This window comes from Arthrobacter oryzae, from assembly GCF_003634095.1.
Taxonomy (GTDB): domain Bacteria; phylum Actinomycetota; class Actinomycetes; order Actinomycetales; family Micrococcaceae; genus Arthrobacter; species Arthrobacter oryzae.
The window spans coordinates 180293-203872 of sequence record NZ_RBIR01000001.1 but is presented as its reverse complement, the minus strand read 5'-3'; the positions used below and the strand labels follow the sequence as shown (position 1 = coordinate 203872).

The following is a 23580-nucleotide window of genomic DNA, read 5'->3' as shown; positions in this document are numbered from 1 at the left end:
GTAGGTGCGGGTCCTCAGATGTTGCTGGCAACCATCGCGTAGTCCGTGAACACGACCGGACGGGCTGTAAGGACAGGCTGGTAGACGGCTTCGAATGCCGCTACTTCTGCGGATCTCCCGTGGGCATCGTGGGCTACCTCGTCCTCGAAGATGAAGACGTGGACGAACTTGGTGGGATCCTCGACATCCTGCCAGGCAGAGTAAAGCCGGGTTCCCGGTTCGTTCGCCTTCACGTAGTCAACGAATTTTTCGATGGCCTCTTTGACCCGGTCGACGGCATCGGGCTGAACCTGATACTGGGCTGTCTGGCAGATAGGCACTTTGTCTCCTCCGCTGATGATGGCCCGGGTGGGCCTGTCCCTCCCAGCTAAGCAAATTTCGGATAAAGATTCCTTCGAGAGCCTGAGCCGTCGACGGCACGACTCCGGCCAAGGGGAGCCGTTTCAGGTTCAGGAATCGACGTTCGACTCCGCTCCACCGGTCCGTAGCTCCTCGCCGTGGGCGATGACCGCGAAGATGATCAGCACGTCGATTGCGATCACGATCAGGGACCACCATGGCTGCGCCGGAATGAGCATCAGTTGAACGACCGCGCTGAGGCCCGCAACGACCACAGCAACGACTCGGGCCCAGGTTGCGCCGGAGAAGAGCCCGACGGCGGTGAGGATTAGGAGCACTCCGAGGGCCACATTCCACCAGCCCCACCCCTTCGCATCGAAAATGAACAACGCGCGTGGGGTCGACAAATAGTAGGTATCGGGACCGGTGAGTGCGACGAGGCCTTGAAGGCCTATGAAAACGCCGTTGATGATCAGAATGATTCCGGCGAAACTGACCCAACCGGTCCAGCCGCTGGAAGCAACAGGATGATGAACAGCACTCATTTTACTCATTGTGTCGACCGCTTTCCGTTGAATATTCTGCCGTCGCCTTCACGGGCGGCGCAGTCGTGTCGTGAAGCCAGTACCGGTTCCGATGATGTTCTAGTGATGGAAACAACCGGATCCAGCCGAATCTGGAAGGGCTGGCCGATCGCCATGACTTTCATGACAAGGTGCCCGGCGGCCACCCGTTGCGAGGGGCGCGGCGCGCTGCTCGCCCCCGGGGGGCCCGGCTAACGTGGCGGCCCGGGCGTGCTCCCACACCCTGCCCGGGCCGCCTACCCCGGCTTCAACCGCATTCATACAAACGCACCACCGCGGTACACCATGCCTATCCCGAATCAGGGACTCCAGTTAGGGTCAAACGGCCCGTGGCGATCAGGGTCAGTTGTAGACGCGGATCCAGTCGATCTGCATCTGGCTTGGTAGGGTGGCGGTCCCGTCCGGGAACCAGTCCAGCTGGATAGTTTGATGCATGCCGACCGTGGGCTGGTGCGCCGGATCCGTGTCGGTAAACCATTGCACGCCGTCGATGTAGCCGGTGATCCCGGCCGGGGTCCACTGGACCGCGTAGTTGTGCCACTGAGTGGTATCGATCGGCTGCACTGCCTGAGTCTGGAAGCTCGAACCACTGCACGCGTAGTGCAGGAAGAACTTGATCCTGGACGTGTCGGAGGTTCCCTCGGCGTAGTCAACCTCAGCACAATTGGGGGACGTGTTGTTGTTCGGCCAGAGGATCAGGACTGGGTGGTATTTCGGATCCCGGGCGCTGGTCTTCATTCGGACTTCCCAGCGTCCGTATTGCTGCTGGGCAAACTTCGCTGACATGCCGCCGGTAGTGCCGGCAGAGTCGCCACTGACGGTGGCAACGTTGCCGTCCACGGACCAGGCATTCGGACTCCGGATCCCGTTGCCCGCATGTCCCGCGCTGTTGTAGACGCCCCACTTCAACGGATTCGGCGCTCCGGTGTAGGAAAACTCGTCCCCATTAACCACCGGACCCCAGCCGAAGACGACGGCGGCCTGAGTACCGTCGGCAGACTGGGCCGGGCTGACCGTGATCGTGATCGAGGGCGTGACGGCGTCGGGGCTGACCCCGTTCGCCGCCGCCACCGTGAACGTCGCCGCCCCGGACGCCGTCGGCGTGCCCGACAGAACCCCGGTGGTCGTGTTCAAACCCAGCCCCGCAGGCAGGGCCCCGGAAGCGACCCGGAACGTCGGCGCCGGATTACCGCTCGCGGCAAACGTGTACGAATACGCCGACCCGAACGTAGCCGACCCCGGCGGTGAGGACGCCGTAAACACCGGCGCCGCCTGGGCCCCTTGGGCGGGCAGAATTTCGATCACAGATAGATTCCATCTGTCTGTAGTGGGGGCCGTGTCATTGATCGTCACGTTCGACGGCGCTGCCGCTGCGCCTGGTGCGGATTGACGTTGTGTCCAGAACGTATCATCGCTGCTGGCTAGGAACTCATCGACTTTTGTTTGACCGCTTCCGACAGTCCGGGGGGTGGCCCGGCTCCAGTCATTGCCCACACCCCAGACCCAGGAACCGGTGCGGGTTGACGTAAGCGTGGCGGTGGGCGCGCCGGTGGCGCCGCTGGCTCCCTTGACCGCCCCGTCGGTAACGGTGTCCGCGCCCGTAAAGGTGGCAACCGTTATGGACCCCGGGTATGAACCGTTGTGCGTCGCAGTCACTCTTGCGTTCGTGAGAATCCCGCTAGATACGGCCTGCCAGACTTCAGCCGTCCCGTACTGGTCGTTTGCCCGCTGGCGCAGGCGCCATGTGAGCCCGCCCCCCGTGACGGAAGTGAATTGCTGGGACCGGGAGACTGCCCGGCCGGAAGTGGACACAAATGCGACCAGCAGTTCGTTGGTTTGAGTTGTTGTGAAGGTTGGCGAAACGACGGTCGACGAATCCGTGCCCTGGTGCCCGCTCACCACTTTATCGGTCGCCAATCCGCCGGCTGCTTTGGCGGGCAGAGGCACCAAAGTGAGACCGATAATTGTGGCGATAAGGACTAGAGGTGCAAAAATCGGTCGCCGCATGAATTCCTCGCAAAGTCTTTATTGAAGTGAATTTGCCCTGCCGGCCATCGGTAAAACCCTCCATGGCCTGCTGGAGATGCCGCGGCTAAGTAGATTTGCGTCCGTCATCACAGCGGCGGACAAGAAGCTCAACAACGACGGCGGTGCGCGCCGCCGGAATCTGGGGACGGCGACGATTCGCCGTGAACATTCGGGACAAAAGCCCTGACTGCGGCGGCTTTCACTAATGCCGCCGAATTCATCCGGCCGAAATAACCGGCCCGGCAGAGCCCATCGTAACGACTGCAGAGCAGCAACATCCTCAGTGGCGGCTACCTGTTAAAGCTTGCTTCTCACTTGCCAGGATCTTAGCGATACTCGCCGCTGGCACTGAGGTTGTGCCGTTTCGCATCCCTCCTGCAGTGGTGAAACGGAAGTAGCCACGCGCCCGGGGGCTGCGTGGCTACTTCCCAGGCTGCCCGGCACTACCTAATCGACTGCTTGAGTGCCATGGCTGATCCGCCGCCCCGTCTGACGGGTTCGGCGGCCGCGACCATGCCGCCGTCGGGCAGGAACTCGATGGCGGTCGCGGCGCCGATCTCGGCCGCTGAGGTGAACGCATCCCCCGACGGCGTGAACTGGTGGCCAAAGGGTGTCAATTGGTTGCCGTATGCGGCGATGAACTCCGGCTCGGCCGTGACTTTGGCCGTGTTGCGTTGTGAGGCACGCGGTGCAGCGATCGCCTCGGAGATGGTCATGCCCAGGTCCACCCGGTTCAGGATCGTCTGCAGGACGGTTGTGATGATGGTCGATCCGCCGGGCGAGCCGAGAGCGAGGAACGGCTTGCCGTCCTTGAGGATGATGGTCGGCGACATCGACGAGCGCGGGCGCTTGCCAGGCTCGATCCGGTTCGGGTCGCTCTGGTTGTATACGGTCGAGAAGTCGGTCAGCTCATTGTTGAGCAGGAAGCCGCGGCCGGGGACCACGATGCCGGATCCGCCGGTCTGCTCGATCGTGAGTGTGTAGTCGACCACGTTCCCCCACTTGTCCGCGACCGTCAGGTTGGTCGTGGAGATGTTCTCGGTGTCCTTCTCCTCGGCAGGCGCCACGACGGCGGCCGGGCAGGCGCCGTCGTACGAGGACACGTCACCCGGCGCAACGGGCTTCGCCGCCGCATGCAGGGGGTCGATCTGGCAGGCACGCTCCTTGCCGAAGAGCGGGTCTGTGAGCGCGGCAGTGGGGACGCTGCCAAACGCGGGGTCCCCCACGTACTTGCCCCGGTCCGCGAAGGCGAGCGCGCTGGCCTCGAGGTAGTGATGCAGGGCGCCGGCCGTGGACATCCCGGACAGGTTGGACGGCGCCAGGATGTTCAGCGCCTCGCCTACCGTGGTGCCGCCGCTGCTGGACGGCGCCATGCCGTAGACGTCCAGGTCGCGGTAGTCCACGTGCGTGGGCGCCTGGTCCAGGGCGCGGTATTTGGCGAGATCCGCCGTCGTCATGTGGCCTGGCGGAACCGGCAGCTTTGTGCCGGAGGCCTTGGGCGGCGCCTGCACCGTGGCCGCGATCTCGGCCGCGAGCGGGCCGCCGTAGAAGCTTCCGGTGCCCTTCTTGGCGAGGAGCCGGTATGTCTCGGCGAGGTCGTGGTTCTGGAAGACACTGCCGACGGCAGGGGCGTCACCGCCAGGGAGGTAAAGGCTGCTGGTCGAGGGGAACGCCTCGAATCGGGCCTTGTTGTCCAGGGTCTGCTGGCGGAACGTCTTGTCCACCACAAAACCCCGGGTAGCCACGTTGATGGCAGGCTTCAGGGCATCGCCGAGGCTCAACGTTCCCCACCGGTCAAGAGCACGCTTCCAGGTGGCCGGGGTGCCGGGGACGCCAACGGAAACGCCGCTAGTGACGAGTTCGGGTGTGAAATTGTAGGGCTTGCCGGTCGCCGGATCGATGAATGCGTCGTGCGGCATTACTGCCGGCGCGGTCTCCCGGCCGTCGATCGTGCCCACCTTGCCGGTCTTCGCGTCGTAAAACACGAAGTAGCCACCGCCGCCGATTCCGGCACTGTAGGGTTCGGTAACCCCTAGGGTCGCGGCCGCGGCGACGGCGGCGTCCGCGGCGTTACCGCCCTTGCGGAGTACCTCAATCGCGGCGGCGGATGCCTCCGGGTCCACTGTGCTTACCGCGCCGCCGTATCCCGTGGCGGTTGCCGTCTTAGTAGTGTCTCGCGGCTCGGCCAGGGCAGGTGCGGCGACTACGCCGCCGGTCACGCTCAATGCCAGGACTGCCGTGACGGCCGCCAGCCCCCGTGTCATATGTGCCATGATCACTCCGGTTAATTGTTATGCGTATTGACAGTTGTTGTCACGCTACTATGCCGGCCTACGACACTCAACACCTGGGCCGCCGGTCATGGTCCCAGCCAAGACCGGTGGCGCCAGGGGCTTGAAATCCTGATCATAAGCATGCTTATGATGGAGTCACGGCCGCAGCGGACGGCTGCCAACCAGAGGAGGAAACACCATGGGACTGGGCGACAAGATCGAGAACGCCGCCGAAAAGGCTGGCGGCAAGGGTAAGGAAGCTGCCGGGAAGGCCACGGGCGACAAGAGCCTGCAGGCCGAAGGCAAGGCTGATCAGACCAAGGGCGATCTGAAGCAGGCCGGCGAGAAGGTCAAGGACGCCTTCAAAAAGGACTGACCTGGCTGCAGCGAAGTGACGGGCGCAACTCTGACACAGGGGGTGCGCCCGTTGCTGTGTCCGGACGAACATGTCCCCCGCATCCGGCTCGCACCACAACTCCCGGGTAATCGACGCCGCAGACTGGAGCGGTACCTAGAACCGTCCATAGCGCGCACGGGCCATCGAGTAAACGCCGTAGCAGACAAGCCCTGCCGCCGTTGCGGCGAGCAGGAACACCCCGTACGGCTGGGAGCCGAGGGTTTTCAGGCCGCCATCCAGGCCAGACGATTTCGATGGATCCGCGGTGGCCGCGGCCGCGATGATCAGGATCCCGACGACGGCGAGCACCACGCCTTTGGCGGCATAGCCAATGATTCCGATCCACTCGACCGCAGTGCGGGCGCTGCCGGGGTCCTGCAGGTCCTCCATGAACTTCCGCGTGACGCCCCGGTAGACGTAGAAGGCACCGGAGACGATGATCGCGAGACCAGCCGCGATCAGCAGCACCACGCCGGCAGGCGCTCCCATTATCTTCGCGGTGAAGTCACTGGCCGACTGGCTGGAGCTCTTGCTGCCGCCCGAGGCGAACACCGAGAACGTGAAAGCCAGGAAGCCGTACACCACGGCCTTGCCCACGGCCGCCCCTGCCTCTTGCAGCTTCTTCTTCGGGTCGGATTCCGAGCGGACCTCAAAGACGGCCTCGCTGAGCATCCAGAGGGCCAGCGCAGCGCACCCCGCAAACCCGGCCCAGAGCAGGAACGGACCGCCCGGCTTCGAGGCGAGCGATCCGATGGCTCCGGACTGGTCGGCCTCACCGCCCTGCCCCCGGTCGATCTGCACAGCAATCAAACCGATCAGAATGTGGACCAGGCCGATGAAGACGAACCCGGCACGCGCCAGGATCCGCAAGGCGGGGCTTCGGCTCGCCGACGCTGCTTCGGATACCGCCCGATTAGCCTTCTGCGAGGCGTTGCCCATGGCCAGACCTTCCCGATATCCACTTGATCTTCAGTTGCCCGCTCAGCCTCGCCAGCCCGCCAGCGTCACGGAATGATTCAGTGTAAATCCGGCCGGCGGCGTCCCGACAGCCCTTCCGGGAGCCAACCAGCGGCCAATCGTCTCGGCACTGTCATTGGGCCGGCGCACTTGCCCTCCCCGGCCGCTGCGCGTATGAGGGAAGCATGGGTTTGCAAAGAGATGCCCTCCGCGGACGCGTGGCAGTGGTGACAGGGTCCACACGCGGGCTGGGGCTGGCCATGGCCCGGCAGCTGGGGCGGCAGGGCGCGACGGTGGTGGTTGCGTCCAGATCGGCCGGCGACGTCGAGGCCGCCGTCGAACAGCTGCGTTCGGAAGGAGTCGCAGCGTCCGGACGTCGCTGTGACACCGGGGAGCTGGCCGACGTCGAGGCCCTACGCGACGAGGCCCTAGGCCTGGGAACGCTTGATATCTGGGTCAACAACGCCGGCGCCTCCGGCGTCTTCGGGCCCACCGCGTCCACGCCGGCCGACGATTTCACGCGGGTGGTCCGCACGAACATTCTCGGCACCTTCCACGGGTCGAGGGTTGCGTTGCCCGTGTTCCTCGGGCAGGGCCACGGCGATCTCGTCAATGTCTACGGCCACGGCGACCAGGGCCCGGTGGCGCTGCAGAACGCGTATGCGTCCAGCAAACGCTGGGTCCGCCAGTTCACCGAGACATTGCGGCTGGAATCCAAGGACACCGGCGTCCGGGTGCATGGCCTGAATCCGGGTTTAGTGATGACGGACATGCTGGGGCACGTGACGTCCCAGCCCGGGTATGAGCACCGGCTGCGTGGCCTGCAGGTCGTCGTCGGGCTGTGGGGGCAGAGTCCCGACGACGCCGCGCGCCCTCTCTTGGCCCTCGTAACGTCGGACACCGCCGAGTTCCGCGACCTGACCAAGACGACGATGGTGACCCGCGGGGTGCGCAATGTCCTGGCGGGACGACTGCGGCGCGCCAACCGCATGCCCCTGGACGTCACCGTCCTGGACACTCGGTGATCCGGGACACGGGTCTCTTGGCACGGCCCCCTAAATGCGTGGCTCGCCCGGGGCGGGTGCGCGACTCTCACCCGGCGAGGGTGAGGCGCCGCACCGCACCGGGGAACAGGATGGAACTGTGGCGGTCCGTCGGATCGCGTTGAACCCAATGAGAATCGGAGGTCATCAGCATGCCTGAGACGATGGATGAACTAGGGCCAGTGGACTGGCTCGTCGTGGAGTTCCCCGGGCCCGACTTTGGGAAAGGCCAGATCGCCCCGTTCCTGGAGGACCTGGTCAACCGTGAGCTGGTCAGGGTGCTCGACATGGTGTTCCTGAGGAAAACCATGGACGGCACGCTCGAGACCGCGGAGATCTCCGACCTTGACCCGAGCGAGCTCGGCGCGGTCCGCATGGCCGAGGCCGACCTCGCCATGGTGCTCTCGGAGCAGGACGTCATGGACCTGGCCGAGACGATCGAGCCCGGCCACTCCGCCGCTGTGCTCGTCTGGGAGAACCAGTGGGCTGCCCCGTTCGGCGCGGCCGTCCGCAAGGCCGGCGGCCAGCTCGTGGCCAGCGGCCGGATCCCGACCCAGGCTGTCATCGCCGCCTTCCAGGCTGACGCCGACGCTGAAGCCGGAGCCCAGTTAGCCGAAGGAATGAAGGAAGGAGCCTGACATGCCACTGGCAGCACGACGCAGGCGCAGGACCGCCGCCGCGGTCGGCGGGGCAGTTGTCGTCGCCCACGGAATCAACCGTCGCGGAGACCGGCGTGAGGACCGTCGGGACGACCGCGGCGACCGCCGCGAAGACCGCCGCGACCGCCGCGACTGACACCACAAAGCCGGTTCCCGGTACACCCGGGTGCGCATGACCCGTCTGGGGTCATGCGCACCCGCACGAATTGCAAGCACTATGCAGGCAGTGGCCGGCCGCTGGATGCGGCCGGCCGCTGCGCTCTTTACCGCTGCGCTTCAGGTGCGCGTGTAGCTACTTGCCGTCGCCGTCGGGGTCGCTTCCGGTCGCGGCGCTGCCGATCACATTGTGCTGGGCGGTCGGCACGGCCGAATCGTTGCCCTTGACGGATTTCCAGACTGACTCGTTGAATTCCTGCTCGTTGATCTGGTCTTCCTTGGTGGTGTCCTGCACCGAGGACTGCCGGGCCATCGGAGCGGTCGCAGCGTTGATGGCCTTCATGTCGTAGCTGGGCCTGACCGCCGTGTAGGCGGCGTTGTCCGGCTTCGCCGTAAAGGATGCGCTCATCGGCGTCGCGTACGCGTCGAACTGAGTCAGCGGCTGGATGCCGGCAATCAGGCCGATGGTCCGCACCATGGAGGCGGTACTGTAGAAGGTCGAGTCCACCTTGCCGGTCTGCGTGTAGGGGCTGATCACCAGGCCCAGGGTGCGGTGGGCGTCGACGTGGTCCGCGCCGTTCTGGGCATCATCTTCGGTGACGAAGATGGCGGTGTCTTTCCATGCCGCTGAGTGTGAGACGGTGTCCACGAGCTTTCCGAGGGCGTAATCATTGTCCGCGACATAGGCCTGCGGCGTCGGCGCACCCGGCTTGGTGGCCTGAGTGTGGTCATTGGGCAAGCGGAGAAACTGGACCGCGGGCACCTTGTTGGCCGCTACGTTCGCCTGGAAATCCTTGGCCCACTCCTCGACGCGTGGTGCGCCGCAGTCGCCCGCCTGCGGGGTGAAGGTGTCAGGAGCGTCGGGGCACGACAGGTCCCAGCCATGGAAGTTGTGGTCGGTCTGAGCGTCCAGCACCGGGTCTACAGCCTTGGATCCTGCCGCGGTGTTGGTCGTGAAGAAGCCGTAGTTGCGGTAGCTGACTCCGGCCTTGGCCAGGCGCTGCCAGACGTAGCTGTTGTCCGGGGCCTGCGCGGCATTTTCCGGATCGTTGCTTTCGCTGGGGTAGGGCGCCTTGCGGCCGGAGTAGTTCGCAGGCCACATCTGCTCCGCGTACGGGTTCGAGTTGGCCTGGGTGACCCAGTTCCAGCCGTTGGCGCTCACTTCGGCGTCGGCGTAGAAGTTGTCGATCGTGGTGAAACGTCGCGCCAATTCACGGGTGTTCGGAGCGGTATCGTCGCCGAAGAGGTTCAGGGACGGGTCACCGTTGCCCTTGCCGAGGCTGCCCAACACCTGGTCATAGGTGCGGTTTTCCTTGACCACGTAGATCACGTGCTTGATCGGAGTTTCGCCGCCAGGCCGCCGCGGCACCACCGCGCCCTGGGCGTTCCCGGCGCGGTTGTTGTTCTTGACTTCCTCGGTGGCTTTTTGCAGCTGACCGCCCGTGACGGCGTCGAAACTGCTCAGCGTCCCCTTGATCATTGAACCGGAATACTGGTCTTCCGAGGTCTTTGCCGTGGATTCCGGATCCGGGTGTCCCGGTCCATCGTTCGGTCCGGCACCCAGGCCTTTGGCGTTGGTCACGTTCAGCTTGCCGTTGGCGTAGGTGACGGAAGAGGGGTACCAGGCGGTGGGGATCAGGCCCTCAACCGTGCCGTTCGCCGTGTCGACAACTGCGACGTCGTTGTTGCCGGAGTTGGCGACGAACAGCCGCCCCCCCTTTTCGTCCAGGGCCAGCCCGTCGGGATTGGAGCCCACCGGCGCGCCCCGGTAGGGGGCGACGCTGATCGTCCTCGCGCGTCCCGTGCCCAGGTTGACGGCGGAGACCGTGTCGGCGTCGCCGTTGGCCACGTAGAGCGTGTTGCCGTCGCCGGAGAGGACGGACTTGTTCGGGTGCAGTCCGACCGGAAGGGTCTTGACCACCACCGGGGCTGTCCCTGCTACATCCACGACGGAGACGTCCGAAGCGCCCTGGTTGAGGACATAGGCGGTCCTGCCGTCCTTGGAGAGCGTGACCGACAACGGGCGGTGGCCTGCCGGCGTCGTGGTTACGGACCCGGTGGCGGTGTCAATGACGGACACCGCATCGCCGAGCTGGTCGGCGACGACGAGCTTGTGTCCGTCCGGTGTGATTGCCAGCCCTGCGGGGTACAGGTTCAGTGGCTTCCCGGCCGGCGTCTTGGTCGGAAGCTCGAAGGAATTGCCCTCGGTGAGTTTTCCGCCGGCCAACGAGTAGGTGCGGATCTTCGCGTTGGCTGCCGCGCTGGCGTAGGCCTTGGTGCCGTCGGGGCTCCAGGCCAGGCCCATATAGAGCGATTCGGGGGACTTATAGGCGATGGTCTGGTCAACCTCGTGATTGGCCGGATCGACCAGCTGCAGAGACTGCGTTCCTTGGCCATTATTGGTGACGAGCAGTCGTTTGCCGTCCGGAGACAGCGCCGAGTTTAGCGGCAGGTCCCCCAACGGGATCTGGTCCCCGGCAGGGCTCACAGCCTGGCCGATGGGAGTGATGGCGGTGCCGTCCCCTTTGGGACCGGCCACAATCCCGACGGCGGCAGCGGCCCCGCCGCCGACGAGGGCAAGAGCCGTGGTCGCAACGACGGCTCGGCGCACAGTTACTTTAACATTGGTTTTCACGCCCCTGACGCTAAGCCCGCCCCGTGAACCCAGATACTAAGTAAGGTGACTTTCGGGTGAATGAAAAACGATTAGTGCCCGGCACGCACCAGGCTCCTGTACGGCCCGCGCGCTCTAGTGCTAGCGTTTCAGTGATCGTGATCTATCGACTGGAGGTGAGTCCCATGAACGCAGTATCCGTAGTGGGTGCTCCCCCGCAGTTCACGACTGCGCGACTGAGGTAGTCGCCACCGGGAGCGCCCGACAGGCAATTCGCGAAAGGCGACTCCCATGAAAACAACACCTTCTTCACCCCTGCATTCCATTTCGACGACGGTCTCCGGCCTGCCGGGCCCCGACCAGGATCAGGTCGAGGCCGCCGCCGCACGGCCGGCACGCCCCGCAGATCAGCGGGCGTTGGTCCTCGGTGGCGGCGGATCGGCAGGCAATGCCTGGCTGATAGGCGTCATCGCCGGCCTCTTCGACGCCGGGCTGGATGTGACCGGGGCCGATCTGATCATCGGTACGTCGGCCGGATCGACGGCCGCGGCCCAGATAACTGGCGCGACCCCCGCTGACCTGTTTGCCGCCATCCTTTCCGCTGCACCCCAGCCACGGCCTGCGTCGACGGGTTCCGACGGCGGACGCGCTGGCATGGGGCAGGCGAACCATATGGAGAGAACGAGCCGAATTATCGCCGCCGCTAAGGACGCAGCCGACATGCGCCGCAGAATGGGTGCGGCGGCGCTCGAAATGGCTGCGGCGTTGGACGGTTCCGGGCCGCGGTGGCGCGCCACAGTCGCCACTCGGCTGCCCAGTCAGCACTGGCCGGACCAACCGGTGCTCATCACGGCGGTCAATGCCCATACCGGTGAACCGGTCGTGTTCGACCGCCACAGCGGGGTTGACCTGGTGGACGCCGTCGCCGCCAGCTGTGCGAGCAGCTTCGCCTACAGCACCGGCCACAGCAGTTACATCGACGGCGGCTACCGCCGCAACGAGAATGCCGACCTGGCTGCCGGATATGGACGGGTGCTGGTGCTGTCACCGCTTGGCGGCAGAACACGGCACCCGTTGGACTGGGGCATGCAGCTTGCAGCGCAGGTCAACGAGCTCCGTGCGGGCGGCGGCAGAGTCGAAAGCATCCTGCCGGATAGCGGCTCCCTGAACGCGTTCGGCACCAATCTGATGGATCTGTCGACGCGGCCGCCCGCCGCTCGAGCCGGCTACAAACAAGGCAGGACCCTCGCCGGGCAGCTCACCGAATTCTGGCACTGACGCCCACGAACCCGAGCGGGACGTCAAGCGGATCCGGGCGGGAACCCGCCCGGATCCCACCGGTCAGCCCGCGCCCTGGCCCTCGCGGGCCACCTCCTCCAGAATCCTGCCCGACGGCGCTGCCGCCATCAGCTGCCCTATCACCTCCGGCTTGTCCCACACCTGGCTGCGCAGCCGATCCAGAAATGCGGTCGCAACGTCCTTGGTGTCGAAGTCAAGGAGCACGGCCACGCTGTTCCGGTCCTCCGTATCCCGGTACACCCGGACGGACCGGGCGCCGGAGGCGGCGCGGCCCGCGGGATCGGTGTCGAAGACCTTCTTCCATGCCTCGTAGTCCCGGACCGGATAGCTAATCTGCAGGGTGAACATCGTCGTTCCTTTCCCTCGGGATGTGTCAGGACCACGATAGGACGTACGGCAACATCCGGGTAGGGCCGGGCGGGGCCGGATCGCGGTCGCGGTCCGTCATCGGACACCGGCTGGATAGAGTGGCCTCTGGACCGCGGACACCGGGCCATAAGCGTGTAGAAGGGACAACCATGGACATCACCGATGTGATTCTCAACGACCACCATGACCAGCGCCGCATGTTTGCGCTCCTGGATGAGATGCAGGACTCCCCACCGTCGGATTTGGAAGCGGTCTGGACCAGGCTTCGCATCCTGTTGGAGGTCCATGCGAAGGCCGAGGAAGTGCTGTTCTATCCCGAACTGCTGGCCCTGGGCGCAGGCGCAGGCGGCAAGGACTCCCCGGAGGACGAGACGACCGATGCAATCCATGATCACAACGAGATCCGGGACGCCATTGCCGAGGTGGACTCGCACCAGGCAGGCTCGCCGGCGTGGTGGCATGCAGCGGCGAACGTGAACAAGGTCAACGGGGACCATATGGCCGAAGAGGAACGTGAGGGACTGACAGATTTCCGCCGTCAGGCCAGCTTGGACCTCCGCCACGCCCTGGCCCTGGCCTTCTGCTCCTTCGAGGCCGCCCACGCCGGCGGTATCACCGGACACGACGTCGATCCCGACACCTACGTCCGAGAGCACCGCTAGCACTCAGCAGCGTCCGGCTAATCTGGCATGGCGAAGCGGCAGAAGTGTTTCATCCATTGGAAATGGGTGTCGCTGCGGCGGAGAATCCAAGGCAGTCTTGGGGACAGCCCGCGGTCCATTGACAGGAAAGAAGGATGCGATGTCCCTCAGCGTTGAGGAAATGAACAAGCAGCTGCCGGTTGCGAACGTGCTGCCCGGCGACGCCGTCCCGTACTACATGGCGTCGGGCGAGGGGGCCCGTTATGAGATCAACGGCCAGTTGGTCACGGTCATCGCCCGGGCGGCCGATACCGGCGGAATTTTCAGCGCTGCGTACATCTCCGGCGGCATGGGAGCCGAATCGCCGTTTGTGACGCATGCTGTGGAACACAAGACGCTGTACGTCTTCGACGGCATCCTGCATGTCTGGCTGCCGGGGGAAAGCCGGATCCTGACTCCCGGGGATTCCGTGGTGATCCCGCCGGGAACCCCGCATGCGTACCGGATGGCAAGCCACTACACCCGGTTCCTGAACTGGATGACTCCCGGCGGAGCCGAGGCCTACTACGAACGCGTCGGCACCCTCATCGATTCGCACGTCCCTCCTGTCACGGCGGGACGGAAGCTCAGCCTGCGGGAGTGCGCGGAGGTGGGCGCGGAATTCGGCATGACGTTCCCCGACGTCGAACGGGTGGCGCCGTCCTTCCGGCAGGACGTCGGACTGCCGGCCGCCCAGAGCCCGTACTTCCTCAGTGCCGGCGAGGGCGAACGGCTGGTCAGTTACCAGACCATGTTCACCTACCTGTCCCGGCCGGCGAACACGGGATCGAACTACTTCGCCGTCCACACCAAGGGCGCCAAATCGCCTTACATTCCGCTGCATTTCCATGAACAGCACACGGAAAACTTCCTCTGTACGGAGGGCCGGATGTGGATCTACGCCAACGGCCGCGAGGTGCTGCTCACCAAGGGTGACTTCCTCCACGCTCCGGCCGGAACCATCCATTCCTTCGCTTTCGATTCCCACAATACCCAGATGGTCGGTTTCCTGACGCCGTCGGTGTTCAACGGCTTCTTCGAGTACTTCAACAAGCCCACCGAGGACTACATGTACACGGAGGGCGGCGAGCCCTACATGGACATGGAAGGCTTCGGCCGGGCCCAGGCCGAAATGGATCTGACGGTGGTGGGTCCCCCGCCGCAGCGCCGCGCGGCGCTGGATCTCTAGCCCGGCCAAGGATCTAAGGTCAGCAACGGCCAGGGTCCGGAACTCCTCGGAGTTCCGGACCCTGGCTGTTTGGTCGGCGGCTGTTTAGTCGGCGGCGGCCCGCAGATTCAGCTTCCGTCCTGGCCGACTCTCTGAAATCGACTGGCCTCCTGAGACTTGCCGGCCTTCTGATGCTGGCGGACCAGGGCGCGGCCGTAGTCGTTGCCGTTGGGCGTGCGCATCACCGTGTGCATGTGGAAGGGAGCCGGCGTGTCGTTGCTGAGGAAGACGCCGGTATGGTGGTCCAGTTCCATGACCAGCACGGGGCTTTGCACGCGGAAGTAGAACGCGTGCTGGCCCCTCCATCCGCCGATCCAGCAGAACCAGGCCTCGTCCCAGTGTGCGGCGATTTCACGGTGACGGGCGGACCGCGGCCCGTCGGGGAGGGCCGCGATGAAATCTGCCACTAGCTCGTCGAGGATCGCACGCGCCGCCGCGGGCATCGCGCTGACCGGGATGCCCTCGTAAGGAATCACACGGTTGTCCTGGAAGCAGCCGGCCAGGTGCCGTTCGTCCCCGGCATGCAGCCGGCCCTCGGGCATCGCCGGATCCTGCATCTCCGCGAAGAGGGTGGCCTGTTCCCGCAGCGGCCCGGGGAGCGATTCCATGAGACGGCGGGCCAGGGCGATCCGCTCCTTGAAAACCGCAACGCCCTGGTGCGGGCCGGCGTCGATGACGTCCGGTTCAGCGCCCAGGAACACCGGGGAGATCACGAGCTGGGTCCCGGCCACCAACGCGTTGAGCGCCACGTGGTGCCCGAAGAGCTGCCAGCCCCACGGTGCCGTCTCGGACGGTTCACCGAAGAGGGCGAAGTTGTAGCTGTACTCGTTCATGAGCTCCGGCAGCTCCACGAGGTCGCCGAGGAATCCGTTGATCCGCATGAGGTTCCGGACCAGCGTATAGCCGGCTTCGCTCAGGCTCGCTGCCAAAACGGCCAGGATCCGGTCCCGGGCGTCCGGGGCCAGCTCCTCCAGGCGCAGGCCCGTGTCATGCTGCATGAATTCCGGGTTGGCCCAGCTCTGCCATTCGTGGGCGTCCACTCCGTAGCAGAGCCTGCGGGTCTGGTCCGGGGTGAGACCGGCCAACAGGTCCCGGGCGGCCGATGTCATCGCGGCTGCGGGCGCTTCCTCCCCCGCGGGTGCCTCCGCGAGGGTGTACAGCCCGGGCCGGAGGTTGCCATCGCTGGTCACCCCGGTGAAGGGCTCGGGATACTGGGCCGCCCAGCCCTGGATCATCGGGCCCGCGAACGAGTCAGTCTTCGCCGCCTCGGCATAACCCCGTGCATCGAGGCCCCGGATCTGGGCCACCCTCGGGTGGCCGGGCGGGTAAAGATAGTCACGGAACGACGGCTCGGACATGCGAACTCCTGTCTGGGTCTTCGGATGGGGTGGCCAGAGGCCAGCCGGCGGCTACGCCAAGGGCCGCGGCGGCCTGGGCAGGGTCGGTCCCCCGCCACGCGATGTGCTGGTCCGGGCGGACCAGCACCGCGGAGGCCTGCCAGTGCGTGGCCATGGCGGTTCCGTCGTCGGAAGGCCCAACGGCGGCGACAGTTACCGGAATGACGTGCCGGGCTGCCGCAGCCAGCACCGGCTCATAGGCCTCCTGTGCGGGCATGCCGGCAAGGCTCCCGGCGTCCACGAGCAGCGTGAAGCCGGGCCCGAGGATGTCGTAGAGCGACGTCGAGCGGTCCAGCCAGGTGTGAGGCAGCAGCGCACCGGGGCTGGCCGAGGGAAAGTACCTGATGGGGTCCTCGGCCGGGACGGGCAAGGCGTCGGGGACCACCAAGGGTGAGGAAGCGTAGTCGTAGCCCAAAACCAGGCCCAGCGAATCGAATTCACTTTGCTTGACCGCGAGCGACTCTTTCGCCTGGAGCCGCGCCGCCTCACCGCCAGCTCCGCCGCTGCGCAGGGCGGGATCCGCGAAGTGGTACGCGAGCGACTGCCCGTTGGCGGCGGCGTCCCGGATGGTCCGGGCCGCCACGGGCCGCCGTTCCAGTTCATAGCTGCCGGTCAGGGCGGGCCCTGCCCAGCCGTCCAGGGCGGCGGCGATCTTCCAGGCCAGGTTGGCGGCGTCGCCGATGCAGGTGTTGAAGCCGTGGCCGCCCCAGGGCGGGTTCAGGTGTGCGGCGTCGCCCACAAGGTAAACGCCGTCGCGGCCATAGCTGGGGGCCAACAGCATGCGCGCCGTCCAGGGGTCGGTGGCGACAATTTCGAGGTCCACGTCCGCACCCACCAGTGAGCGCACTAGTGCGGTGGCATCGAAGGACTCACGGCCGTCCACGCCTTGGATAATGGCCCACCAAGTGCCCTCGAGGTCCATCCTCCCCACCATGCCGGCAACTTCCGGCCCCAGGACCCAGTACTGTACGGCGGGATCCAGGGTGATGGCGTTACCCAGGTCCCGGGAACGGAACAGGACGCTGATGTTCGACAGTTCCGCCGAGCCGCCCTCCAACCGGATGCCAAGGCTACGCCGGACGGCGGAGGTTGCGCCGTCCGCACCGACCAGGAAACGGCACTCCACGGCGCGGCGGCGTCCGGCGGTGTTCGAGACTTTTATGCGGGCTGGCGGGCCGTCCTGACCGGAGATGTCCCGGGGGGAACTTCGGTGGCCATAGTCAACGTCTCCAACGCTCAGCCCGGTCAGCAGGGTGGCAAGCGGCGATTCTGCCACGGCGTCCCGCAGGACTCTTTCCATCACGGGCTGCGGAACCTGCTGCCCGCACTCGGGCTGGTGTTCGTAACGGCCGGGAACCAGTTGGAAGGCGTGGCGGAACCGGGTGATCTCCCGGCCGGCGTCCCCCGTCAGCCCCGAGCAGAAGATGACGTCCTGGGCGTAGGAGACGGGCAGGGGCGCCGCGTTCCGCAGGGTGTCCGCCAGGCCCAGCCGGCGCAGGTGTGTCATAGTCCGCGCGTTGGTGGTCTTCGCCCTTGGCCTGTCCGGATCGATTGACGTCCGGGGTTCGATGACGAGGCTGCTTATGCCGCGCCGGGCGAGGTCGAGGGACAGGAACAGCCCGCTGGGTCCCCCGCCGGCAATCAGGACCGGGACGTCCGCCGGAAGGTCCTCAAGGGAGGCGTTCTCGATGGCCGTCATCAGGCCCTCGCCCTGAGGTCCGGCGTGCCGATGGGCGTGGTGAGGATTCCCAGCCGGTCGATTTCCACCTCAACGGTGTCGCCGGCCTGCAGGAGCCACTGCGGGGTCCGCGCATAGCCCACGCCTTCAGGGGTTCCCGTGGCGATGACGTCGCCGGGGTGCAGGGTGAAGGTCTGGCTGATGAGCGCGATGATGGCCGGGACGGAGAAAATCATGTCCCTGGTGTTGCCGTTCTGGACTTCGGAGCCGTTCACCCGGGTCCGGACCTGCAGTCCGTCGCGCAGGTCCCCCACCTCGTCACGGCTGACCACGGGGCCCATCGGCCCGCTGAAGTCACCGTTCTTGCCCAGCGTCCACTGGGAAGTGAGTTTCTGGGCCCGGCGGGCAGTGAGGTCGTTGAACGTGGAGTAGCCAAAGACCGAGTCTGCGGCCGTGGCCTCGTCGGCGGCTTCCACGCGCCGGCCGATGTAGGCGGCCACCTCCCCTTCCCAGTCCAGGCCGTCTTCGCCCCGGGGTACAGGGGCCGGCACGTTTGAAACGGAAAGGGAAGCTGTCCAGCGCCCGAACAGTGTGGGGTAAGGAGGCAGATCCTGGTCCTTGTAGCTGCCTTCCGCGGCGTGGGCCCTGTAGTTCAGGCCGACGCAGATCACCCGCGCGGAGGCCGGCACCAGCGGGATCTCAGTGACGTCGGCGCGGTCCAGCCCGGCACCGGAGTCATCCACCAGCGCGTCGGCTGACAGGGAGAGCGCTTTCTCCTGCCAACCGGCGGCATCGGCCCAGAAGTCAGGAACCGGGGCCAGCGGAACCACCCGTGAGCCGAGGAGGGCAGCCGCCCATGCGCCGCCGTCGTGGTTGATGCCTATGTACTGCATGTAGTGGGCCTTTCTGGTGCCGCCCGGAGGGGGCGGCGGTGGTAGGTGGGCACGCCAATGAGAGGCCCTGTAGTCAGAGAACCTGTAGTTGTAGTGCAGCAGTGGAGTGGCTGGTCAGATGGCCTGAGCGTGCGGGGGCCGGCTTTGCCGGAGAAAGAAGGAGACGGTTGCCGCCAGCACCTTTTCGGCTGCGGCCCGATTGTGGTCCGGGAGGATCCACATGTGGTCCGCGCCCTCAATCAGGAGAAGCTCGACCTCGGCACCGGCGTCTTCCAGCGCGGCGGCCAGCGTTTCTGACTGGGCGTGGGGAACAAAGCGGTCGCCAGTTCCGTGAGCCAGGAAGAACGGCGGGGCCGCCGCGCTGGCGTAGCTGATGGGGCTGGCCGCCGCCGTTTTCGCCGGCTGGTCGGCCAGGACGGCGCCGAGGAGAAGTTCCTCGCGGGATCCGGGATCGTCGGCCCGGGCGACGGCGGCCGGCAGGCTTTGCTCGGCCATCCTGCCCAGGTCCGTGGGCGGGTACCAGGCCGCCACCGCGGCGACGGCAGCATCGGCACCGGCGGCGCCGGCATTGACGCCGTCGGCATGGGCGGTGAGACCCACCAGGCTGGCGAGATGGCCGCCCGCGGAGTCACCCCACGCGTAGATCCGGTCCGGGTCCACGTTGTAGTCGGCGGCATGGTTCCGCAGCCAGCGGACGGCGGCTTTCGCGTCGTGCAGCTGGGCCGGGAAGTGCGCCTCATGGCTAAGCCGGTAGTCGGCCGATGCCACCACGAATCCGGCGTCAGTGAGGGTTTCGAAGGCGCTAATGCCGAATCCGTCCAGGACCGGGCCCAGGGAAGACCGCTCCCCCATGCGCCAGCCGCCCCCGTGGAAATGGACCACCGCGGGCCGGAGAGCCGCCCGGCTCCCAGGACCGGGAAGGTACAGGTCAAGCAGCAGCGGGCGGGAATCGTCGTCGCCCGCGCGGGCGAATTCGATGCCGCTCAGCACCCGGCCTTCCGTCATGGTCGACTCCCTCGGTATTTTCTGCGCCGGTTCACTTCCTGCGCTGGTTCGCTTGGTGCGCCGGTTCCGTGATGCCCCGGCGTCTTCTCCTAAGACTGTCGGATCACCGGGCCAGCGCAAACCACGGATTTCAATCATTGAAAGGGCTTTGCCGAGTCCAGTTCCGCCGCGAGGAAGGCCAGGCCCTGCTGCACGATCCCAAGCGCCGCCGAGTGGTTGAGGTAGCCGTGCGTAGCTCCCGCTTCCAGCCGGAAGGCCACCTGAACGCCGGCCGCGCGGAGCGATTCCCGGAAAAGCTCAGCCGACCGACGCAGGTCATCGTATTCGCAGGCGATGATCGCCACCGGGGGAAGTCCCGAAGGGTCGGCATGGCCGGGCAGCGCATACGAGGACGCCATCCCGGCGGGCCCGCCAATGTAGTTCTCCACCATTGCCCGGCAGTCGTCCTCGGTGAAGCGCAGGATCCGCGGCAGGCTAGAAAGCACCCTGCCGTCGGGCGCGGCAGGCTCCGGAGGGGGAAGCACGGCGTGCAGGAGCGGGTAGGCCAGGAGCAGCTTGGCGGGCAGCCCCCGGCCGGCATCCTTGAGATACATGGCGGCGCCGACGGCAAGGTTCCCGCCGGCGGAGGCACCGCCAAGGCACAGAGCTCCCGGTGCCACGCCAAGCTCCTCGGCGTGGGCCGTCGCCCAGATCCACGCCGCGAGCGCGTCTTCATGTGGAACCGGGAAGTGGACACCGTCGCGGGCCAGCCGGTAGTCGACCGAGAACACCAGGCCCCCGGTCCGGTCAGCCAGTTCACGGGCGGCTTGGTCAGCCTCCCGCATGTCCAGCGTCCCTCCGGCGAACCCGCCGCCATGCAGCCACACCAGGCCGGGCAGTCCGGCACCGGGCGCATCCGCAGCCGTGGAACCCCGGTCACCGTCCAGCACCCGGCCGCTGGGGCCATAGATCCGGACGGGCACTGGTCCGTTGGGCCCCGGTGCTTCTACCGAACGGATAGGAACGGCAGGGGCCGAGTAGGGCAGATCCGCGCCGCTGAACGCCTCCAGCCGCCGCATCCCGGCAGGATCGGCCAGGAGATCGGCGAAGGAGTCCACTTCAGCCACGTGATGCATGAGGCCTTCCAGCTCCACGTCGAGGCTCATGGCAGAAACACCGGCTCGCGCGCCCCATCGGCAGTCGCTGAAGGAACAGCGTCTGCAGGAACTGCGTCTGAAGGAACTGCGTCTGACGGAACTGCGTCCAAAGGAACTGTGCAGCTGAACGAATGCGACCCGGAACCGACTTCGACGCCGGTGGTCCCGCCGTCGGGCAGGTACACCGCGGCGGTGCAACCGGCAGGGACCGTCACCGCTAGCGAGAATTCCCTGCCCGCGAGCTCCCAGCGCACCGCAGCCTCCCCGTAGGGAGTCTCGTGCCGGGCCGCGGCCCATGACAGTCCCCCGCCGGGCTTCGGCCGGATGGAGAGCTTCCGGTACCCGGGTTCAGCCGGTGCCAGGCCGGCCACGCTGCGGTGCATCCAGTCGGCTACCGCGCCCAGGGCGTAGTGGTTGAAGGACGTCATCTCGCCGGCGTTGATGCTGCCGTCCGGGAGCATGGAGTCCCAGCGTTCCCAGATGGTGGTGGCACCCATTGTTACGGGGTACAGCCAGGACGGGCACTCGGTCTGGAGGAGCAGGCGATAGGCCTCAGTTGTGTATCCTTCATCGCTGAGCGCGTCGCAGACCAGCGGCGTTCCCACGAACCCGGTGGCGATGCGGTAGCCGTCTGTTTCCACGGTTTCGGCCAGCCGGGCACCGGCGGCAGGGTGTTCCGCCGGCTCGAGGAGGCCGAAGCGCAGGGCCACCGCGTAGGCTGTCTGCGTCGATGGCAGGAGCCGGCCGTCGTCGTGGAGGTAGCGCTTGCGGAAGACCGCCCGGGACCGGGCGGACAGCCCGCGCAGCCGCTCCGCTTCCGTGTCCTGGCCCAGCAGCCCGGCGGCCTCGCCCGCCACCGCCGCCGAGTACGCCAGGTAGGCCTGCGCCACGAGCTGCCACGGGGTGCGGGCGTCACCGGGCGAATCCGGCGGTGCGGCCGGGTCCAGCCAGTCGCCGAACTGGAAGCCGTGCTCAAACTGCATTTCCGGGCCGGCGGCCCGGGCCGCGGCTTCCAGCCAGGCGACCATTCCCGGCAGTTGCCGGCGGAGAAACTCGAGGTCACCCGTGCGCTGGTACAGCACCCAGGGGACAAGTACGGCGGCGTCACCCCAGGCGGCCATGACGGGACGGTCCGGAAACGGCGGCTTTTCGGCCACCACTTCCGGGACCACCAGCGGCGGCGGCCCGTCGGTCCCCTGCTCCGCGGCAAGGTCCTTGAGCCAGGATGTGGTGAAACCGGGGATCCGGTACAGGAAGGACGCGGTGGCGGCGAAGATCTGGAAGTCGCCGGTCCAGCCGAGCCGCTCGTTGCGCTGCGGGCAGTCCGTGGGCACGTCGACAAAGTTCCCGCGCATCCCCCACACCACGTTCGAGTGGAGCTGGTTCAGCATCGGATCGGAGCATTCGAACGTGCCCGTCCGCACCAGATCGGAATGGATTACGACGGCGGTAAAGGCTTCGGGGTCCAGCTCGCCGGGCCAGCCGCTCACCTCCACATAGCGGAACCCGTGGATAGTGAACTCGGGCTCCCAGGTCTCGCCGTCCGAATCGCCGCGCAGGATGTAGCAGTCGGTCTGCTTGGCCACGCGCAGCGGCCTGACGCCGAGTTCGCCGTGCTCCAGAACCTCGGCGTGCCGCAGCACCACCTCAGTGCCGGCCGCACCGATCACAGTGAAACGCACCCGTCCCACCAGGTTCTGGCCGAAGTCCAGAATGGTCTTTCCGGACGGCGTTCCCAGCACGGCTTTGACCGGCAGCTCCTCGGTGGCCCGGACGGGCGGGCCGTCGGGTGCGGCCAGGACTGCGGGGTCGAAGCCGTCAACCACGACGGCGGGCTGCAGCGTGTCCGTGCCTGCGCCGGTGTCCGCTCCGGTCTCGGCCCAGCCACGGTTCACGAGCCGCGCATCGAAAGTTTCGCCGTCGTACAGATCTGCCGACAGCACCGGCCCCCGCCCGGCCAGCCACGACGCATCCGAGCCAATCACGCTCACTGCCCCGCCGGCGTCGGTCATTTCCAGCTGGGCGATCACGGCGGTGCGGTTGCCGTACGTGTTGCGCTTCTCCTGGAAGCCCAGATTGCCGCGCCACCAGCCGTCCGCGAACTCAAGGCCGATCACGTTCGTGCCTGGCCGCAGATATTCAGTGACGTCGTAGCTCTGGTAGCGCAGGCGGTGGTGGTAGCTGGTCCAGCCCGGCGTCAGGATGTCCCGGCCCACGCGGCGCCCATTGATGTGCGCCACGTAAACCCCGTGGGCGCTGGCGTAGAGCCGGGCGGACGCCACGGGTCCGGCCACTTCGAACGTCCGGCTCAGCCGCGCTGCCGGCTCGTTGGCGTCGCTGGCCTCGTCCCAGGCCGGGCGGATCATGGCTGCCTGCCAATCTGACGCGGTCAGCAATCCCGCCTCCACGTAGGCAACGGGGCTCCATTCGGAGGGCACGTCTCCGGCATTGCCCCAGACACGCACGCGGACGGCGACGCGCTGGCGGCTTTCCAGTGGCGGTGCGGGCCAGGGCTGCAGGAGCTGCTCCCTGGTCTCGGTGCGGCCGTAGCTTGTCAGGCTGGCCTCATCGGGGCCGAGCTCCAGTTCGTAGGCGGTCTGGACCCAGTCAGGTAGTCCGGTGGCGACCTGCCAGGAAAGCCGCGGCCGGTCCTCGCCGATACCGAGGGGCTCCTCATGGTGTTCGAAACGGGGGGCGGAGGGAACGGCAGCCAGCGGGAGGGCGGCGCCCTGCAAGGGGAAGCGAAGGGTGTTTGGAGTCAACGTCGGCTCGATTCGTCACGAAGGGGAAGACTTGGGCTCCCCCCAGCGTCCCGGGAACTCTACTGCGACCGCTAGCGATGTTT

Annotated in this window: 20 protein-coding genes; 7 read left to right on the top strand and 13 right to left on the bottom strand. The window is 66.5% G+C overall.

Annotation, left to right across the window (positions count from 1 at the left end; all coding sequences use genetic code 11):
• Window positions 1–14: 14 nt before the first annotated feature.
• The 4 genes from C8D78_RS01005 to ggt form a co-directional block, all read right to left on the bottom strand.
• A complete protein-coding gene (locus tag C8D78_RS01005; RefSeq protein WP_167467819.1) occupies window positions 15–320 on the bottom strand; it encodes a putative quinol monooxygenase in 306 nt (101 codons plus the stop codon).
• Between the two features lie 129 nt (window positions 321–449).
• Window positions 450–884 (bottom strand): DUF7144 family membrane protein, encoded by a 435-nt coding sequence (locus C8D78_RS01000; protein ID WP_244208175.1) that lies wholly within the window; start codon window positions 882–884, stop codon window positions 450–452.
• A gap of 381 nt (window positions 885–1265) precedes the next feature.
• Entirely contained in the window at window positions 1266–2228 is a 963-nt protein-coding gene (locus C8D78_RS19885; RefSeq protein ID WP_244208174.1) for a family 16 glycosylhydrolase, read from the bottom strand.
• A 1166-nt stretch (window positions 2229–3394) separates the two neighbouring features.
• Window positions 3395–5224 carry a gamma-glutamyltransferase gene (gene ggt, locus C8D78_RS00990; protein WP_120950029.1) on the bottom strand — a complete coding sequence of 610 codons (1830 nt, stop codon included), beginning with the start codon at window positions 5222–5224 and terminating at the stop codon, window positions 3395–3397.
• Window positions 5225–5423: 199 nt separating this feature from the next.
• Between ggt and C8D78_RS00985 the strand changes: the two genes are divergently transcribed.
• Window positions 5424–5600 carry a CsbD family protein gene (locus tag C8D78_RS00985; protein ID WP_120950028.1) on the top strand — a complete coding sequence of 59 codons (177 nt, stop codon included), beginning with the start codon at window positions 5424–5426 and terminating at the stop codon, window positions 5598–5600.
• 135 nt (window positions 5601–5735) lie between these two features.
• Here the strand turns inward: C8D78_RS00985 and C8D78_RS00980 are convergent, their stop codons facing one another.
• Entirely contained in the window at window positions 5736–6560 is an 825-nt protein-coding gene (locus C8D78_RS00980) for a DUF1206 domain-containing protein (RefSeq protein ID WP_120950027.1), read from the bottom strand.
• A 203-nt stretch (window positions 6561–6763) separates the two neighbouring features.
• Between C8D78_RS00980 and C8D78_RS00975 the strand changes: the two genes are divergently transcribed.
• From C8D78_RS00975 to C8D78_RS19630, 3 genes are all read left to right on the top strand, one after another.
• Window positions 6764–7603 carry an SDR family NAD(P)-dependent oxidoreductase gene (locus tag C8D78_RS00975; protein ID WP_120950026.1) on the top strand — a complete coding sequence of 280 codons (840 nt, stop codon included), beginning with the start codon at window positions 6764–6766 and terminating at the stop codon, window positions 7601–7603.
• Window positions 7604–7773: 170 nt separating this feature from the next.
• Window positions 7774–8259: a DUF6325 family protein gene (locus C8D78_RS00970; protein ID WP_120950025.1), complete on the top strand. Its 486-nt coding sequence runs from the start codon at window positions 7774–7776 to the stop codon at window positions 8257–8259.
• 1 nt (window position 8260) lies between these two features.
• Complete coding sequence (locus C8D78_RS19630; protein WP_167467810.1) at window positions 8261–8416, top strand: hypothetical protein; 156 nt, start codon at window positions 8261–8263, stop codon at window positions 8414–8416.
• A gap of 156 nt (window positions 8417–8572) precedes the next feature.
• Here the strand turns inward: C8D78_RS19630 and C8D78_RS00965 are convergent, their stop codons facing one another.
• Window positions 8573–11071, bottom strand: a complete 2499-nt coding sequence (locus C8D78_RS00965; protein ID WP_208641835.1) for a bifunctional YncE family protein/alkaline phosphatase family protein — start codon at window positions 11069–11071, stop codon at window positions 8573–8575.
• Between the two features lie 270 nt (window positions 11072–11341).
• Between C8D78_RS00965 and C8D78_RS00960 the strand changes: the two genes are divergently transcribed.
• Entirely contained in the window at window positions 11342–12328 is a 987-nt protein-coding gene (locus C8D78_RS00960; RefSeq protein ID WP_120950024.1) for a patatin-like phospholipase family protein, read from the top strand.
• 63 nt (window positions 12329–12391) lie between these two features.
• Here C8D78_RS00960 and C8D78_RS00955 read toward each other — a convergent pair whose 3' ends face one another.
• The gene (locus C8D78_RS00955; RefSeq protein WP_120950023.1) at window positions 12392–12697 is read right to left on the bottom strand and encodes a hypothetical protein; all 306 of its coding nucleotides are present in this window, start codon (window positions 12695–12697) and stop codon (window positions 12392–12394) included.
• Between the two features lie 170 nt (window positions 12698–12867).
• Between C8D78_RS00955 and C8D78_RS00950 the strand changes: the two genes are divergently transcribed.
• Window positions 12868–13380, top strand: coding sequence for a hemerythrin domain-containing protein (locus tag C8D78_RS00950; RefSeq protein ID WP_120950022.1), 513 nt, complete (start codon window positions 12868–12870; stop codon window positions 13378–13380).
• A gap of 139 nt (window positions 13381–13519) precedes the next feature.
• Window positions 13520–14587 carry a quercetin 2,3-dioxygenase gene (locus tag C8D78_RS00945; RefSeq protein WP_120950021.1) on the top strand — a complete coding sequence of 356 codons (1068 nt, stop codon included), beginning with the start codon at window positions 13520–13522 and terminating at the stop codon, window positions 14585–14587.
• A gap of 107 nt (window positions 14588–14694) precedes the next feature.
• On the opposite strand, the gene C8D78_RS00940 is transcribed toward C8D78_RS00945, so the two are convergent.
• The 6 genes from C8D78_RS00940 to C8D78_RS00915 all read right to left on the bottom strand — a co-directional run bounded on the left by C8D78_RS00940 (window position 14695) and on the right by C8D78_RS00915 (window position 23497).
• Window positions 14695–15984, bottom strand: a complete 1290-nt coding sequence (locus C8D78_RS00940; RefSeq protein WP_120950020.1) for a DUF3500 domain-containing protein — start codon at window positions 15982–15984, stop codon at window positions 14695–14697.
• A complete protein-coding gene (locus C8D78_RS00935) occupies window positions 15962–17722 on the bottom strand; it encodes an FAD-dependent monooxygenase (RefSeq protein WP_120950019.1) in 1761 nt (586 codons plus the stop codon). Before C8D78_RS00935 ends, C8D78_RS00940 begins: the two co-directional genes overlap by 23 nt.
• Window positions 17722–18594 carry a fumarylacetoacetate hydrolase family protein gene (locus tag C8D78_RS00930; protein ID WP_120950018.1) on the bottom strand — a complete coding sequence of 291 codons (873 nt, stop codon included), beginning with the start codon at window positions 18592–18594 and terminating at the stop codon, window positions 17722–17724. Before C8D78_RS00930 ends, C8D78_RS00935 begins: the two co-directional genes overlap by 1 nt.
• Before the next feature lie 114 nt (window positions 18595–18708).
• A complete protein-coding gene (locus tag C8D78_RS00925; protein ID WP_120950017.1) occupies window positions 18709–19599 on the bottom strand; it encodes an alpha/beta hydrolase in 891 nt (296 codons plus the stop codon).
• 134 nt (window positions 19600–19733) lie between these two features.
• Entirely contained in the window at window positions 19734–20744 is a 1011-nt protein-coding gene (locus C8D78_RS00920; RefSeq protein ID WP_120950016.1) for an alpha/beta hydrolase fold domain-containing protein, read from the bottom strand.
• Window positions 20741–23497, bottom strand: a complete 2757-nt coding sequence (locus C8D78_RS00915) for a glycoside hydrolase family 78 protein (protein ID WP_244208173.1) — start codon at window positions 23495–23497, stop codon at window positions 20741–20743. Before C8D78_RS00915 ends, C8D78_RS00920 begins: the two co-directional genes overlap by 4 nt.
• Window positions 23498–23580: the final 83 nt, after the last annotated feature.

Bases quoted from the DNA above. Each gene is read 5' to 3' on its own strand.
- C8D78_RS00935 (WP_120950019.1), bottom strand. From the start codon at position 17,722: ATGACGGCCATCGAGAACGCCTCCCTTGAGGACCTTCCGGCGGACGTC.
- C8D78_RS00985 (WP_120950028.1), top strand. From the start codon at position 5,424: ATGGGACTGGGCGACAAGATCGAGAACGCCGCCGAAAAGGCTGGCGGC.
- C8D78_RS00950 (WP_120950022.1), top strand. From the start codon at position 12,868: ATGGACATCACCGATGTGATTCTCAACGACCACCATGACCAGCGCCGC.
- C8D78_RS00925 (WP_120950017.1), bottom strand. From the start codon at position 19,599: ATGACGGAAGGCCGGGTGCTGAGCGGCATCGAATTCGCCCGCGCGGGC.
- C8D78_RS00945 (WP_120950021.1), top strand. From the start codon at position 13,520: ATGTCCCTCAGCGTTGAGGAAATGAACAAGCAGCTGCCGGTTGCGAAC.
- C8D78_RS00960 (WP_120950024.1), top strand. From the start codon at position 11,342: ATGAAAACAACACCTTCTTCACCCCTGCATTCCATTTCGACGACGGTC.
- C8D78_RS00970 (WP_120950025.1), top strand. From the start codon at position 7,774: ATGCCTGAGACGATGGATGAACTAGGGCCAGTGGACTGGCTCGTCGTG.
- C8D78_RS00980 (WP_120950027.1), bottom strand. From the start codon at position 6,560: ATGGGCAACGCCTCGCAGAAGGCTAATCGGGCGGTATCCGAAGCAGCG.
- C8D78_RS00975 (WP_120950026.1), top strand. From the start codon at position 6,764: ATGGGTTTGCAAAGAGATGCCCTCCGCGGACGCGTGGCAGTGGTGACA.
- ggt (WP_120950029.1), bottom strand. From the start codon at position 5,224: ATGGCACATATGACACGGGGGCTGGCGGCCGTCACGGCAGTCCTGGCA.
- C8D78_RS00955 (WP_120950023.1), bottom strand. From the start codon at position 12,697: ATGTTCACCCTGCAGATTAGCTATCCGGTCCGGGACTACGAGGCATGG.
- C8D78_RS19630 (WP_167467810.1), top strand. From the start codon at position 8,261: ATGCCACTGGCAGCACGACGCAGGCGCAGGACCGCCGCCGCGGTCGGC.
- C8D78_RS00940 (WP_120950020.1), bottom strand. From the start codon at position 15,984: ATGTCCGAGCCGTCGTTCCGTGACTATCTTTACCCGCCCGGCCACCCG.
- C8D78_RS01000 (WP_244208175.1), bottom strand. From the start codon at position 884: ATGAGTGCTGTTCATCATCCTGTTGCTTCCAGCGGCTGGACCGGTTGG.
- C8D78_RS00920 (WP_120950016.1), bottom strand. From the start codon at position 20,744: ATGAGCCTCGACGTGGAGCTGGAAGGCCTCATGCATCACGTGGCTGAA.
- C8D78_RS00930 (WP_120950018.1), bottom strand. From the start codon at position 18,594: ATGCAGTACATAGGCATCAACCACGACGGCGGCGCATGGGCGGCTGCC.